Annotated in this window: 13 protein-coding genes; 11 read left to right on the top strand and 2 right to left on the bottom strand. The window is 71.4% G+C overall.

Annotated features, from left to right (window positions below; genetic code table 11):
- The first annotated feature begins 237 nt into the window (after positions 1–237).
- From AB0E94_RS40615 to AB0E94_RS40590, 6 genes are all read left to right on the top strand, one after another.
- Entirely contained in the window at positions 238–915 is a 678-nt protein-coding gene (locus tag AB0E94_RS40615; protein WP_360337605.1) for an SOS response-associated peptidase, read from the top strand.
- Between the two features lie 192 nt (positions 916–1107).
- Positions 1108–1503 (top strand): WhiB family transcriptional regulator, encoded by a 396-nt coding sequence (locus AB0E94_RS40610; protein WP_317790279.1) that lies wholly within the window; start codon positions 1108–1110, stop codon positions 1501–1503.
- Between the two features lie 13 nt (positions 1504–1516).
- Complete coding sequence (locus AB0E94_RS40605) at positions 1517–2125, top strand: alpha/beta family hydrolase (RefSeq protein ID WP_360337601.1); 609 nt, start codon at positions 1517–1519, stop codon at positions 2123–2125.
- Positions 2126–2200: 75 nt separating this feature from the next.
- Entirely contained in the window at positions 2201–2998 is a 798-nt protein-coding gene (locus AB0E94_RS40600) for a sigma-70 family RNA polymerase sigma factor (RefSeq protein ID WP_360337598.1), read from the top strand.
- Positions 2999–3002: 4 nt separating this feature from the next.
- Positions 3003–3290 (top strand): mycothiol system anti-sigma-R factor, encoded by a 288-nt coding sequence (rsrA, locus tag AB0E94_RS40595; protein WP_360337595.1) that lies wholly within the window; start codon positions 3003–3005, stop codon positions 3288–3290.
- Between the two features lie 243 nt (positions 3291–3533).
- The gene (locus AB0E94_RS40590; RefSeq protein WP_360337668.1) at positions 3534–3755 is read left to right on the top strand and encodes a biotin/lipoyl-binding carrier protein; all 222 of its coding nucleotides are present in this window, start codon (positions 3534–3536) and stop codon (positions 3753–3755) included.
- 6 nt (positions 3756–3761) lie between these two features.
- Here AB0E94_RS40590 and AB0E94_RS40585 read toward each other — a convergent pair whose 3' ends face one another.
- Positions 3762–5303, bottom strand: a complete 1542-nt coding sequence (locus AB0E94_RS40585; RefSeq protein ID WP_360337592.1) for a tetratricopeptide repeat protein — start codon at positions 5301–5303, stop codon at positions 3762–3764.
- Between the two features lie 162 nt (positions 5304–5465).
- On the opposite strand from AB0E94_RS40585, the gene AB0E94_RS40580 reads away from it, so the two are divergent.
- Positions 5466–6500 (top strand): SIS domain-containing protein, encoded by a 1035-nt coding sequence (locus AB0E94_RS40580; RefSeq protein WP_360337665.1) that lies wholly within the window; start codon positions 5466–5468, stop codon positions 6498–6500.
- Positions 6501–6526: 26 nt separating this feature from the next.
- Positions 6527–8071: a histidine kinase N-terminal domain-containing protein gene (locus AB0E94_RS40575; RefSeq protein WP_360337589.1), complete on the top strand. Its 1545-nt coding sequence runs from the start codon at positions 6527–6529 to the stop codon at positions 8069–8071.
- A gap of 25 nt (positions 8072–8096) precedes the next feature.
- Here AB0E94_RS40575 and AB0E94_RS40570 read toward each other — a convergent pair whose 3' ends face one another.
- Positions 8097–9590, bottom strand: a complete 1494-nt coding sequence (locus AB0E94_RS40570; protein WP_360337586.1) for a glycosyltransferase family 39 protein — start codon at positions 9588–9590, stop codon at positions 8097–8099.
- 389 nt (positions 9591–9979) lie between these two features.
- Here AB0E94_RS40570 and AB0E94_RS40565 point away from each other — a divergent pair, with 389 nt between their 5' ends.
- The 3 genes from AB0E94_RS40565 (at position 9980) to AB0E94_RS40555 (ending at position 13353) form a co-directional block, all read left to right on the top strand.
- Positions 9980–11674 (top strand): nitrite/sulfite reductase, encoded by a 1695-nt coding sequence (locus tag AB0E94_RS40565; protein WP_360337583.1) that lies wholly within the window; start codon positions 9980–9982, stop codon positions 11672–11674.
- A 204-nt stretch (positions 11675–11878) separates the two neighbouring features.
- Positions 11879–12646 (top strand): phosphoadenylyl-sulfate reductase, encoded by a 768-nt coding sequence (locus AB0E94_RS40560; RefSeq protein ID WP_360337580.1) that lies wholly within the window; start codon positions 11879–11881, stop codon positions 12644–12646.
- Positions 12628–13353 carry a CbiX/SirB N-terminal domain-containing protein gene (locus AB0E94_RS40555; RefSeq protein ID WP_360337577.1) on the top strand — a complete coding sequence of 242 codons (726 nt, stop codon included), beginning with the start codon at positions 12628–12630 and terminating at the stop codon, positions 13351–13353. The genes AB0E94_RS40560 and AB0E94_RS40555 overlap by 19 nt, the downstream gene beginning before the upstream one ends.
- Positions 13354–13386: the final 33 nt, after the last annotated feature.

Genomic DNA, 13386 nt, shown 5'->3' with positions numbered 1-13386 from the left:
TGACCGTCCTGAGCGACGGCCAGCCGTCGTTCAGCGCTGTTTTCGGCCTGCCGTGACCGTCGTGGGCGACGGCCGGCGGTCTGGGGCGGCCGCCGGCCGTCGCTCAACGCGGTTCCGGGGTGGCGGAAGCCGTTGTGAGCGACGGCCGGCGGTTTGTGGCCGGGGCGGGCAGCGCCAGCCACTTGGGGGGTGATTCGGGGCGGACGGGTATCCGGTGGGCGGCGTAGCCTGCTGCTCATGTGCGGGCGATACGCGACGACCAAGAGCAACGCCGACCTCAGCAAGCTGTTCGAGGCCGTCGACGTCGCCGAGCCGTTGCGCGCCAGCTGGAACGTCGCGCCCACCGACCCGGTGCCGCTGGTGCGCATCTCGAAGGAGCACGACGGCCGGGTGCTGGACACCGCCCGCTGGGGCCTGGTGCCGCACTGGGCCAAGGACCTCAAGGCCGGCGCCCGGATGATCAACGCGCGGGCCGAGACGGTCACCGAGTTGCGGTCGTTCGCGTCGTCGTTCGCGAAGCGGCGCTGCCTGATCCCGGCTGACGGCTGGTTCGAGTGGGTCCGGGACGGCAAGGAGAAGCAGGCGTTCTACATGACCCCGGCGGGCTCCGAGCCGCTGGTCTTCGCCGGTCTGTGGTCGGCCTGGGGCCCGGAGTCGGTGCTCACGTGCAGCGTGATCACCACGGCGGCGCTGGGTGGCCTGAAGAAGGTGCACGACCGGATGCCGCTGATCCTGCCGGCCGACAGGTGGCCCGACTGGCTGGCCGGTGGCGGCGATGCGGAGGAGTTGCTGCGCCCGCTCTCCGAGCGGGATCTGGAGGCCATCGAGGTACGTCCGGTGGGCGCCGCCGTCGGCAATGTGCGCAACAACGGTCCCGAGCTGATCGAGCCGGCCGCGAACATTACGCTTTTTTGAACTCTCAAAGATCAACGGGAATATTTGTCGGGATATGTAGTAATTCTAGACTGGCAAGTTTGTTTCCAGATCGATAGACCCCTTGTTCTGATCTTGTAGCTTGCGGTACAAACCAGCGCCGGAGTGGTGCTGGACCGTAAGGTGCGGCCCGGCCGCCACATGCAGTTCCGGTCCCACGGGGGAGGTGGGCTGATGACACGAGCACGCATGCCGCGTCCGCACGAGGTGGCTATCGCGCGACGCGACCCGCGACTGCTCGAGGCGATCGCGCAACGCCGTACAGACGAGGCCTGGCGCACACGAGGCGCCTGCCGCGCGGTCGACCCTGAAACGTTCTTTCCAGCGCCGAACGAGCCGTCCGGCGGAGCCGTCGCACTCTGCGGCACCTGCGATGTGCAGGGTCCATGCCTGGCGTGGGCGCTGCAGGTCGGCGACTGTCACGGAGTCTGGGGCGGGACCACGCCACGCGAGCGGCGGGCCATGCTCGTCGCCTGGCGGGAGCGGATCCAGGCGGACGGCGAGGAGGTCGACGACTCGCCGGACGACGAGGATCGGCGTCTCCTGACCCTGATCCCGGTCAGCCGCTGATAGAACGGAGCGCGTGTCGCGCTTCGAATTGACGCTGGAGACCCCACGCGGCCCCGCCGCCGCGGCCGTCACCGACCCGTCCGGGCCGGCGCTCGGCCAGCTTGTCCTCGGTCACGGCGCCGGGGGCGGTGTCGATGCGCCCGACCTGGTCGCGGTGCATGACGCGGCGGTGGCGGCCGGCGTGCGGGTCGCCCTGGTCACCCAGCCGTACCGGGTGGCCGGCCGGCGTGCGCCGGCTCCGGCCGGGCAGCTCGACGAGGCCTGGCTGTCAGTTGTGGGCGCGTTACGCGTACCAGAGCTGCCGTTGATCGTCGGTGGTCGCTCGAGTGGCGCGCGTGTCGCGTGCCGGACCGCGACCACGCTGGGTGCCGCGGGGGTTCTCGCCCTGGCCTTCCCGCTGCATCCGCCGGGCAAGCCGGAGAAGAGCCGGGCCGGCGAGCTGCCGGAGACGGTGCCGACGCTCGCGGTGAACGGGGACCGCGATCCGTTCGGTGTGCCGTCCCCCGGTGGAGTGGTCGAGGTGGCCGTCCGTCCCGGCGCTGTTCACGATCTGCGAAAGGATCTTCCGGGCTCGGTGGCGATCGTGCTGGAGTGGCTGCGCCGCCATTCCTGGGCCCGCTGACGAACGTGAAGGGAATGCACAGACCGCCCGCAGGCGTTATCCAGCTGGACAGATGTCAGCGGAAGGGGTTGGCCAGTGGGTGTCGGGAGCGTCGAACGCGACGGCCGGGAGGCGGTCCGGGTGCGGGACCTTCTGGGTTCCCCCGAATGGCCCGCGGTGGAGACGACGCCGGTGGCGCAGCCGGTGAGCGTGAGCACACCGGCGGTTTTCGAGAGCGTTACCGGAGTACTACCCGTATCCTCGGCGAGGCGGTCGAGGGGAGAGTCCAGGGTGGCCCAGAAGGAACGAACGGACGAGCGCCGGGCGCGCTTCGAGCGTGAGGCGTTGCCGTTCGTCGACCAGTTGTATGCGGCCGGTCTGCGGATGACACGCAATCCGGCCGACGCCGAGGATCTGGTGCAGGAGACGTTCCTCAAGGCGTTCTCCGCGTTCCACCAGTTCGAGCAGGGCACGAACCTGAAGGCCTGGCTCTACCGGATCCTCACCAACACGTACATCAACTCGTACCGGCGCAAGCAGCGGCAGCCGGTGCAGGCGCCGACCGAGGAGATCACCGACTGGCAGCTCGCGTCGAGCGAGTCGCACACGTCGCAGGGTCTGCGGTCGGCCGAGACCGAGGCGCTGGACCGGCTTCCGGACAGCGACATCAAGGAAGCACTCCAGTCCCTGCCGGAGGACTTCCGGCTCGCCGTCTACCTCGCTGATGTCGAGGGTTTCTCGTACAAGGAGATCGCCGACATCATGGGCACGCCCATCGGAACGGTCATGTCCCGGCTGCACCGCGGCCGGCGTAACCTGCGCAAGCTCCTGGAGCAGTACGCGGCGGACCGGGGCATCACCCGGACCGCGACCTCCGAGCCGCAGGGGGCGTGACGACATGGGCCACGACGAGACCGAGCAGCACGACACCGATTGCAGCATCGTCCTCAGCGAGGTGTACCTCTACCTCGACCTGGAGTGCTCCGAGGAACGGCGTCTGCTGATCCAGAAGCACCTCGACGAGTGCTCCGGCTGCCTGCGTGAGTTCGGCATCGAGCACGAGGTGAAGGCGCTGGTCGGCCGGTGCTGCGGAGACGAGCGGGCGCCGGTCGAGCTGCGGGAGCGGCTGCGCAGCAAACTCGGCCAGCTGGAGGTCCAGACCGAGACCAGGGAATACCTGCCCTGATCAGATGCGAAAGGCCCGGCGAGATCGCCGGGCCTTTTCGTTTTCAGCTGTTGGGGCGCTTGCCGTGGTTGGCGCTGCTCTTCTTACGGGCCTTCTTCTTACGGGCCTTCTTCGCCATGCCGACACTCCTGTCCGTGGTGCGAGAACTCGCTGCCGATCGTAATGGGCGCGTCGGGCCGGGCAGGACTCACCCGCACCTGAACCGTGGTTTGATGGCGTCACCGGTTGATGATGAGGGAGGCACTGACCATGGCGGACGAGATCCGTGCCGAGATGGTGGCCAATGTGTGGAAGGTCGTGACGGCGCCCGGCGCCACCGTCGCCGAGGGGGACACGCTGGTCATCCTCGAGTCGATGAAGATGGAGATTCCGGTGATCGCCGAGAGCGACGGCACAGTGTCCGAGCTCGCCGTCAACGAGGGCGACGTGGTCCAGGAGGGCGACCTGATCGCGGTGATCTCCTAGCCGAGGTCAGTCCCGCCGCCAGCGCAGCAGTGATCTACCCCGTCCGCGCTGGCGGGGGACGGCCGGCACCCGGAGCGTGGCCGCGGCCAGCTCCCGGGTCGGCCGGTCCAGGCCGGGCGCGGCCAGCGCCAGCTCGGCCACCGCGCGGGCGGCCGGGCCGGAGGCGGTCTCGGTGAGCCGCCCGGCCACCACCGTGGCGATGTCCTCGCGGGCCTCCGGGTCCACCCAGGCGTAGGCGACCAGCGCGAACATCGCCGCCTGGGTCACCCGGTCCACGTCGCCGTCGAGCAGCCCGAGCAGCAGCCGCCGCCGACTGGACTCGATCCACGGCTCCTCGGTCCCGTGATGCAGCAGCCCGAGGCAGGCCCACACCTCCAGGCCGTTCTGCTGGTCCGGCCGGGCCGTCTCCGGATGGGCGAGCAGGGCCAGCAGCTCCCACGGCTCGACCAGCACCAGGCCGAGGGCCCGATCGTAGGCGCCGGGCGGGTGCGGCCAGGTCTGACCGGCGACCCGCTGGAGGCGGCGCAGCGCGTCCGCGGACGGCTCCGCGTTGACCGGGGCGCGGCCGGCGGGCAGCGGCGCCCCGGCCGGGAGGCCACCCAGCCACGGCGTGTTCCGGCAGCACTCCTCGAGGTCGGTGTGCTCGTGCGCGTCGTCCGGGTGGTCGCGGATGAAGTCGGCCAGGTCGACCAGGTGCGCGACGTCGCCGTCGGCGCGGTACCGCAGACGGTGGGCGGTGTGCACCACGCAGTCGAAGGCCGGGTCGCGTTCCAGGGCCAGCTCGGTCCAGCGGAGCGCCTCGTCCAGCCGGCCCAGGTCGGCCAGGGTGGCCGCCACGTCGGCGTAGACCGAGAGGTCGTCGGGGTCGTAGGCGACCGCGCGGCGCAGGGCGGCCAGGGCCTCCGGCATGCGACCGGCGCTGCGCAGGGCGTACCCCAGCCAGATCTCACCGAGTTTGGACGGCTGCGCACGTGCCCCGCGGCCGGCCCAATCGACCGCCAGGCGGACCTCGCCGAGCCGGCGCGCCAGCGCCGAGCCGGCCCCGAGCAGCATCGCGTGCTCACCGTGCGCGGTGACGGCGTGCCGGACCACCGACAGATAGGGCCGCAGCGGTCCGACGGTCTCGGTCGGCGCCGGGTCGCCGACCGCGGTGCACAGCCGCATGACGGTACGCGCGAGCTGCCCCGGATCGATGCGGGCGCCGAGCGACGGCTCCGCGACCCACGGCACGCCGGCCCAGTCGAGGGCCGGGTTGTGCCCACTGGCCGCGGCGAGCAGCGGCAGACCCTCCTCGGGGCGGCCGGCCGCGGCGAGCAGATGTGCGCGGGCGGCGAGCCGGCCGGGCGAGGCGTGCGGCTCGCCCGGGAAGAGGTCGAGCCCGCCTCCGTGCGCCGCCGCCAAGCGGCTGAGCAGCTCGTGGATCTCGGGCAGGGTGGGTGTGTGGGCCAGCGCCGCGGCGAGATGACCGGCGGCGGGACCGGTCTCGCCGGCCTCCAGGGCGGCGCGTGCGCGCGCGAGGTCGCGACGGGCCGATGGGCGGGAATCCACGAGTGAAGACCCTAGGGGAAGTGGGCCAAATTGTCAGTCCTCACGTTTGCTCATTCGTGCACGAAACCTTGACCAAGTAAGCTTGTTCTTGCAAGACTGCGCACGGAATGCGCATTCGGCGCGCGAGAAGGGGAGGATCACGTGACACAGCGAGGCCTGGGGATGTCGGAGGACATCGCGGAACAACCCGCCGGTTTCGCACGGCTGCTCGAGACCGGCCCGTCCACGGCGATCGCCGAGGTCGCCGCCGAGGTCGCCCGCCGGGCGCCGCGCAGCGTTCTCTTCGTCGGTCGCGGCACGTCCGACCACGCCGCCCTCTACGGCGCCTACCTGGCCGAGATCCGGCTCGGCCTGCCCGTCGCGAGCGCCTCCCCGAGCGCGATCACGCTCTACGGGGCCCGGCCCGACCTCACCGGCACCCTGGTCATCGGGGTCAGCCAGAGCGGCGGCTCGCCCGACCTGACCGGCGTGCTCAGCGTCGCCCGGGAGACCGGCGCGCTGACCCTGGCCGTCACCAACAACCCCGACTCGCCGCTGGCCAAGGCGGCCGAGCTGTCCATCGACGTGGTGGCCGGGCACGAGCGTGCGGTCGCGGCGACCAAGACGTACACCGCCGAACTGCTCGCCCTGCTGATGCTGATCGAGGGCATCCGCTCCGGCGACGGCCACCTGCCCGCCGAGGAGCGCGCCGCGCTGGAGAAGCTGCCGCAGCTCGCCGCCGACGTGCTCGCCGACGGCACCGCCACCGAGCTGGCCCAGCGCTACCGGTTCGCGGCCAGCCTCGTCGCCACCGGACGCGGCTACGCCTACCCGACCGCCCGCGAGACCGCCCTCAAGCTCATGGAGACCTCCTACCTGCCGGCGCTCGCGTTCTCCGGCGCCGACCTGCTGCACGGCCCGCTCGCCATGGCCGATCACGACATCCCGGTGCTGGCCGTGGTCGGCGACGGCCCCGGCGGACAGTCGATGCGTGACGTGGTGGCCCGGCTCGGTGAGCGCCGCGCCGACGTGGTGACCATCGGCGGCGCCGACGTCGAGGGCGCCTCCGGCCGGCTCGCCGTCCCGTCCGTCGACGAGCGCTACGCCCCGCTGCTCGACATCCTGCCGTTGCAGCAGCTCGCGCTCGCGCTGTCGCTGGCCCGCGGCGAGGACCCGGATGCGCCGCGCGGGCTCAAGAAGGTCACCACGACTCTTTAGAAACACGGGCATGGCAGGCTGGGGCGGTGTCCACCCTGCGCGATCTAGTCGAAGAACACACCAGCCTCAGCTCCGCCGACATCGACCACCTGCACCGGATCGCCGGTGACTGGCAGCTGCTGTCCGACCTGTCCTTCGCGGACCTGCTGCTCTGGGTGCCGATCAAGGGCGAGCCGCGACGGCCACGGGAGTTCCTCTGCGTCGCGCAGGTGCGGCCGACCACCGCGCCCACGGCGTACCAGGACGACCAGGTCGGCAAGATCGTCGGCGGGCCGGAGGTGGCCCACCTCGACGTCGCCATCACGCAGGAGCGCATCTGGCGGGAAGGCGACCCGGTCTGGTACGGCGACACCCCCGCCCGCCACGAGGCCATCCCGGTACGGCTGCGCGACGCCACCGACCTGGAGGAGGCGCTCAGCGAGGTGATCGCGGTGATCGGCCGCGACACCAACCTGAGCACCGCGCGCACCCCCAGCCAGCTGGAGCTCAACTACCTGACCACGGCCGACGACCTGGCGCAGATGGTGGCGGACGGGACGTTCCCGCCGCCGCGTCTGCCCGGCGAGATCACGTCGGCGCCGCGGGTCGGCGACGGCCTGATCCGGCTGGACGCCTCCGGCAAGGTCACCTACGCCAGCCCGAACGCGCAGTCCGCCTACCGCCGGCTCGGGTTCAACGCCCACCTGGTCGGCGAGGAGCTCGCCAAACTGTCCAGCCGCCTGTCCGGCGACCCGCTGGAGGGCAACGACGCCTCCGAGCGGATCCTGGCGTCCCTGCGCGGCGAGTTCCCGGCCCGGATGGAGGTGGAGGCGCGCGGCGCCACCGTGCTCACCCGGGCGCTGCCGCTGCTGCCCGCGGGTGTGCCGATCGGCGCGCTCGTCCTGGTCCGGGACGTGACCGAGGTGCGCCGCCGGGAGCGGGCCCTGATGACCAAGGACGCCACCATCCGGGAGATCCACCACCGGGTGAAGAACAACCTGCAGACCGTGGCCGCGCTGCTGCGCCTCCAGGCTCGCCGGGTGGACGCCCCGGAGGCCCGGATGGCCCTGGAGGAGTCGGTGCGCCGGGTCGCGTCGATCGCCCTGGTCCACGAGACCCTGTCGATGTCCAGCGACGAGGCGGTCGAGTTCGACGGCATCGTGGACCGGGTCGCGTCGGCCGCCACCGAGGTGGCCACCACCGGCGCCCCGGTGAAGATCCGCCGGGAGGGCACCTTCGGCGTGCTGCCCGCCGAGATCGCCACCTCGCTCGTCATGGTCCTGAACGAGTTGCTGATCAACGCGGTCGAACACGGCTTCCCGGCGCCGGACGAGGACGCCGAGCCCGGCCCGGTCACCGGCGAGGGCGAGGTGGTCGTCTCCGCGCACCGGTTCCGCAAGCAGTTGCACGTCACCGTGGCCGACAACGGGCAGGGCCTGCCGGAGGGCTTCAAGTTCGAGGGCAGCAACCGGCTCGGCCTGCAGATCGTGCGGGCGCTCGCCACCGGCGAGCTGCGCGGCAGCATCGAGCTGCGCAACCGGGCCGGTGGCGGTACCGAGGCGGTCCTGGTGGTGCCGCTCGGCAAGCGCTAGCCGAGCGGCTGCCGGTCGGCAGGCGTCAGCCGGGCCGGCGCTCCAGCAGGACCAGGGTGCCCTTGGTCTTCTTGAAGATGTCGATCTGGCGGTAGTCCTTCTCCAGCGTGAGACCGATCGGGCCGACGTCGTCCAGCGGCTCGCCGGTCTTCCACTGCCGGAAATACCAGACCCGCTTCGCCTGGCCCAGGCACGCGGCCGGGTCGGCGCACTCCACCGCGGCCAGCTGGCCGATCTCGGCGGACGGGGTCTGCAACAGGACGTCGGCCGGGCGGGTCTTGCCGCGTAGCTGGTAATCCATGCCGGCGCGCAGCGACCAGTTGCCCAGCGCGGCGTAGACGATCACGTCGCCGGGCTGCTGGTGTTTCAGGATCACCTTGGACAGGGCCCGGAAGTCGGCGCCCATGTGGGTGGCCGGCCCGCGCAGCTCCAGCTGGCCGGGCGCCGCGGTCGCGGCGACCAGGACGAACACCAGCAGGCTCCGGAACCGCAGGCCGTGCAGCGCGGCGGCGGCGCAGAGCGTGATCGCCGGCAGGACGAACAGCACGTAACGCGGCACCCAGACCGAGTCGGTGACGAACGAGACGCCGATCAGCGCCACCGGCGGGATCACGGCCAGCACACCGAGCTCGCGGATCAGCGCCCGGTCCGGCCAGCGGGCGGCCAGCGCCAGGCCGATGATCACCAGGCCGCCGACGGTGACGCCGAACATCGCGCCCGGCGCGTCCAGCACGGTGTCCAGGTTCATCTCGGCGATCCAGGCCAGCTGCCCGCCGCGCTGGGTGGCGCCCAGGTAGACGAACGGCAGCACCGGCAGCAACGCCACGATCGCCGCCGGGAACCAGGCGAAGAGCGCCTTCTCACGGCTCAGCCACCAGCGCGACACCACGATGTAGAAGTGGCCGGCCAGCATCAGCAGCGCGAAGATGTGCGCCAGACCGGTCAGCGCCACGGTCAGGCCGTAGAAGAACCAGAGCAGCTTCCGCCGCGGCCGGTCCACCGCCAGGTAGAGCAGCAGGGTCGCGGTGGTCGCGAAGAGGAAGGCCAGACCGTACGCCCGGGCCTCCTGCGCGTAGCGGCTCAACTGCGGGACCGCCACCAGCAGCAGCGCCGAGAACAGGCCGACACCCGGGTTGAACAGCCGCCGCCCCAGCTCGCCGGCCACACCGACACCGACCGCGACCGCGATCAGCGACGGCATCCGCATCGAGACCTCGGAGTCGCCGAAGAGCGCCGTCCAGTAGTGCAGGAACATGTAATACGGCGCGATCACGCCGTCGAAGTGCCCGGCCTGGTCGATGATCTGGGCCGGGGTCCGCTGGCTGACCAGCCAGCTCGCGTTCTCATCCCAGCCCAGTGACGGGTTGCCCAGCCGGAACCGGCCGACCACCAGCATCAGCAGGGCCGGGATCAGCGACGGGGCCAGCGTCCAGAGGGTCGCGGTGGTCGGCACACGACGTGGCGCCGGGCCGGCCAGGGTCCGGGACGGCGAGTCGTCGCTCACGGTTTGAACAGCCATCTCCGACTTTCGGGGGTGCGTCCGGGTCAATGCGAAGCGAACCTTACCGGGCGATGGTCGATGGATGAGAACCCGGCGACACCCGGGCGAACGCCGGTGGGCGCGACGGTGCGGTTGACCACACTCCCGGAATCTGGACCTCTCTAGCCGACTTTACGTTCGCGTGAGAGTCTTATCGACATGACCGCTGCAGTTGACCGCCGCTTCGTGGCCCGCCGCCACGTGGACTACGGCCGTGTCCGCAGCGCGATGTGTCCGGCTTTCTGACGACGCCCGATTTCCCGTTCGGGTGTGCGACCGCCGGGCCCGACTCCTGACACAGATGTCACGAGCCTCCGTCAGGGCCGTGGGCGGCACCGTACGCCCACAAAACCCGGAGGATCGCCGAAATGGCGCCCAGCAACACTCCCGCTGCAAGGCCGGCCGCCCGCCCCCGTAAGGCGCGCGGCGAGGGTCAGTGGGCGCTCGGACACCGCGAGCCGCTCAACCCGAACGAGCGCAGCAAGAAGGACGACAACCCCCTCAACGTGCGTGCGCGGATCGAGAACATCTACGCGCACCGCGGTTTCTCCTCGATCGACCCGGCCGACCTGCGTGGTCGTTTCCGCTGGTGGGGGCTCTACACCCAGCGCAAGGCCGGAATCGACGGCGGCCGCACCGCGGTGCTGGAGCCGGAGGAGCTCGAAGACGAGTACTTCATGCTGCGGGTCCGGATCGACGGCGGCGCGCTCAGCCTCGACCAGCTCCGGGTCATCGCCGGGATCGCCACCGAGTTCGCCCGCGACAGCGCCGACATCACCGACCGGCAGAACATCCAGATGCACTGGATCCGGGTCGAGGACATGCCGGAGATCTGGCGCCGCCTCGAATCGGTCGGCCTGCAGACCACCGAGGCGTGCGGCGACTGCCCGCGCATCGTGCTCGGCAGCCCGGTCGCCGGGGTCTCCGTCGACGAGGTGATCGACGCGACGCCGGCGATCGACGAGATCGTCAAGCGGTACGTCGGCGACCCGCGCTACTCGAACCTGCCGCGCAAGTTCAAGTCGGTCATCTCCTGGCTGCCCGACGGGCCGTACCAGGCCAACGACATCGCGTTCGTCGGCGTCGAGCACCCCGACCACGGCCCCGGCTTCGACCTGTGGGTCGGCGGCGGCCTCTCCACCAACCCGCGCCTTGCCGAGCGGCTCGGCGTGTGGGTGCCGCTGGCCGAGATCCCGGACGTCTGGGAGGGCGTCGTCGGGATCTTCCGGGACTACGGCTACCGCCGGCTGCGCCACCGGGCCCGCCTCAAGTTCCTGCTCGCCGACTGGGGCGCGGAGAAGTTCCGCGAGGTCCTGGAGAAGGAGTACCTCGGCCGGGCGCTGATCGACGGGCCGTCGCCGGACCTGCCGGAGAAGCCGATCGACCACATCGGCGTGCACAAGCAGCGCGACGGGCTCAACTACATCGGGGCGGCGCCGGTCGTCGGCCGGTCCTCGGGCGAGCAGCTGACCAAGCTCGCGGATCTCGTCGAGAAGCACGGGTCGCAGCGGGTGCGGCTCACGGCGTACCAGAAGCTCCTGGTTTTGGACGTCTCCGACGACCAGGTGGAACCGCTCGTGGAAGGCCTCCGCGCCATCGGGCTGGAGGCCCGGCCGTCGGCGTTCCGCCGCGGCACGATGGCCTGCACCGGCATCGAGTACTGCAAGCTCGCGATCGTCGAGACCAAGGCCCGCGGCGAGGAGCTGGTGGCCCGGCTCGAGGAGCGGCTCAAGGGCTTCGACAGCGACCTGTCGATCCACATCAACGGCTGCCCCAACGCCTGCGCCCGCACTCAGGTCGCCGACATCGGGCTCAAGGGCCAGCTCGTCCTCAACTCGCACGGCGAGCAGGTCGAGGGCTTCCAGATCCACCTCGGCGGCGCCCTCGGCATGGCCAAGGGCGAGACCGCCGGCTTCGGGCGCAAGGTCCGCGGTCTGAAGACGACCGCCGAAGAGCTTCCGGAGTACGTGGAACGCGTCGCCCAGAACTACCTGGACGACCGCGACGGGGGCGAGACCTTCGCCAACTGGGTTCTGCGCGCCGATGAAGAGTCTTTGAAGTGAGCGGGCCCGTGCGCGAATCATCGAGCAACGTTGCGGAGGTGGCGGTATGAGCGAGACCCGGCAGCCGCCCATGTACTGCCCCTACTGCGGTGACGAGGACCTCCGCCCCAACGAGGCCTCGCACGGCGCGTGGGAGTGCCGTTCCTGTGTTCGTGTCTTCTCCGTCAAGTTCATCGGCCTTCTGTCCAAGGGAGTGAGCAGCAAATGAGCAGCCTCCTCAACGCCTCCGGTCTGGGCCTGGTCAACCTGGGCGGGCCCGTCGTCAGCGCTGATCCCGAACGTCGTAAACCCGCGGAACTGAAAGCCCTCGCCGAAGAAGCCGCCCAGCGGCTCGAGGGTGCGCCCGCCGAGGAGATCGCCAAGTGGGCGACCGACACCTTCGGCGAGCGGTTCTGTGTCACCAGCTCGATGGCCGACGCCGTCGTGGCCCACCTGTTCTCCCGGGTGTCGCCCGGTGTGGACGTGGTCTTCCTCGACACCGGCCTGCACTTCCCGGAGACCCTCAAGGTCCGGGACACCGTCATCCGCACGATGAACGTCAACGTCCGCTCGATCCGGCCGCGCCTCACCGTCGGCCAGCAGGACGGCGAGTACGGCCCCCGCCTCTTCGCCCGCAGCCCCGACGAGTGCTGCTTCCTGCGCAAGGTGGAGCCGCTGGAGCGCGCCCTCGCCGAGTACGACTCCTGGGCCACCGGCCTGCGCCGCGACGAGTCGCCGACCCGCGCCAACACGCCCGTCGTCGCGTTCGACGCCAAGAAGGGCAAGGTGAAGGTCAACCCGATCGCCGCCTGGACCCAGGACGACGTGGACGCCTACATCAGCCGGTGGAACGTGCCGGTCAACGAGCTGTTCAAGAAGGGCTACGGGTCGATCGGCTGCTGGCCGTGCACCCGCCGTACCAAGGCCGGCGAGGACCCGCGCGCCGGACGCTGGGCGATGTTCGAGAAGACCGAATGCGGTCTGCACGTCTGACGGTCGTCCTGGTCGCCCACGGCAGCCGTGACCCCCGGGCTGCCGCGTCGACCTCGTCGCTGGCCCGGGCCGTCGCCCGGGCCCGGCCCGAATGGCTGGTCCGGGCGTCCTACCTGGACCACGCCGGGCCGCGGCCGCTGGACGTGCTGGCGGCCCTGCCCGGCGGTTCCCGGGCCGTTCTGGTGCCGCTGCTGCTGACCGCCGCCTACCACGGCCGGGTCGATCTGCCCGCGGTGATCCGGGACGCCTCGGCCCTGCCGGTCCGGGTGACCGCCACCGGCGTCCTCGGGCCCGCCTCGCCGCTCCTGCTCTCCGCGGTCGCCCGCCGGCTGCCTTCGGACGGCCTCGACGCCGTCGTGCTCGCTGCCGCCGGAACCCGGGACGACACTGCCCGGCAGACCGTCGCGGACGCTGCCACGGCCCTGGGACGGCGCCTGCGGCTGCCGTCGGCGGTCTCCTATGCCTCGGGGCCGGGGGCGCGTGCCGACGAGGCTGTGCGGCGGCTCCAGGCGGCCGGTGCGCGGCGGGTCGGGATGGCTGCCTACTTCCTGGCGCCCGGGCTTCTCTATGACGCGTCAGCGCGGGCCGCCCGGGAGGCCGGGGCGGTCGCGGTCGCCGATCCCTTGGGCGACACCCCCGATCTGGTACGGCTGGTGGCCGCTCGCGTCGACTCGGCGCTGTCCGGTTCGCTCGCCACCGCCGCCTGAACCCTCAGCCGGCCCGCATCGCCGTGCCGGGCG

The sequence above is a fragment of the Actinoplanes sp. NPDC026670 genome, from assembly GCF_040638175.1.
Classification (GTDB): domain Bacteria; phylum Actinomycetota; class Actinomycetes; order Mycobacteriales; family Micromonosporaceae; genus Actinoplanes.
This window is presented reverse-complemented; position numbering and strand designations above follow the sequence as displayed.

Excerpts from the sequence above, each read along its gene's own strand:
- AB0E94_RS40610 (WP_317790279.1), top strand. The coding sequence starts at position 1,108 with ATGACACGAGCACGCATGCCGCGTCCGCACGAGGTGGCTATCGCGCGA.
- AB0E94_RS40555 (WP_360337577.1), top strand. The coding sequence starts at position 12,628 with ATGCGGTCTGCACGTCTGACGGTCGTCCTGGTCGCCCACGGCAGCCGT.
- AB0E94_RS40565 (WP_360337583.1), top strand. The coding sequence starts at position 9,980 with ATGGCGCCCAGCAACACTCCCGCTGCAAGGCCGGCCGCCCGCCCCCGT.
- AB0E94_RS40580 (WP_360337665.1), top strand. The coding sequence starts at position 5,466 with ATGTCGGAGGACATCGCGGAACAACCCGCCGGTTTCGCACGGCTGCTC.
- AB0E94_RS40570 (WP_360337586.1), bottom strand. The coding sequence starts at position 9,590 with ATGGCTGTTCAAACCGTGAGCGACGACTCGCCGTCCCGGACCCTGGCC.
- AB0E94_RS40560 (WP_360337580.1), top strand. The coding sequence starts at position 11,879 with ATGAGCAGCCTCCTCAACGCCTCCGGTCTGGGCCTGGTCAACCTGGGC.
- AB0E94_RS40615 (WP_360337605.1), top strand. The coding sequence starts at position 238 with ATGTGCGGGCGATACGCGACGACCAAGAGCAACGCCGACCTCAGCAAG.
- rsrA (WP_360337595.1), top strand. The coding sequence starts at position 3,003 with ATGGGCCACGACGAGACCGAGCAGCACGACACCGATTGCAGCATCGTC.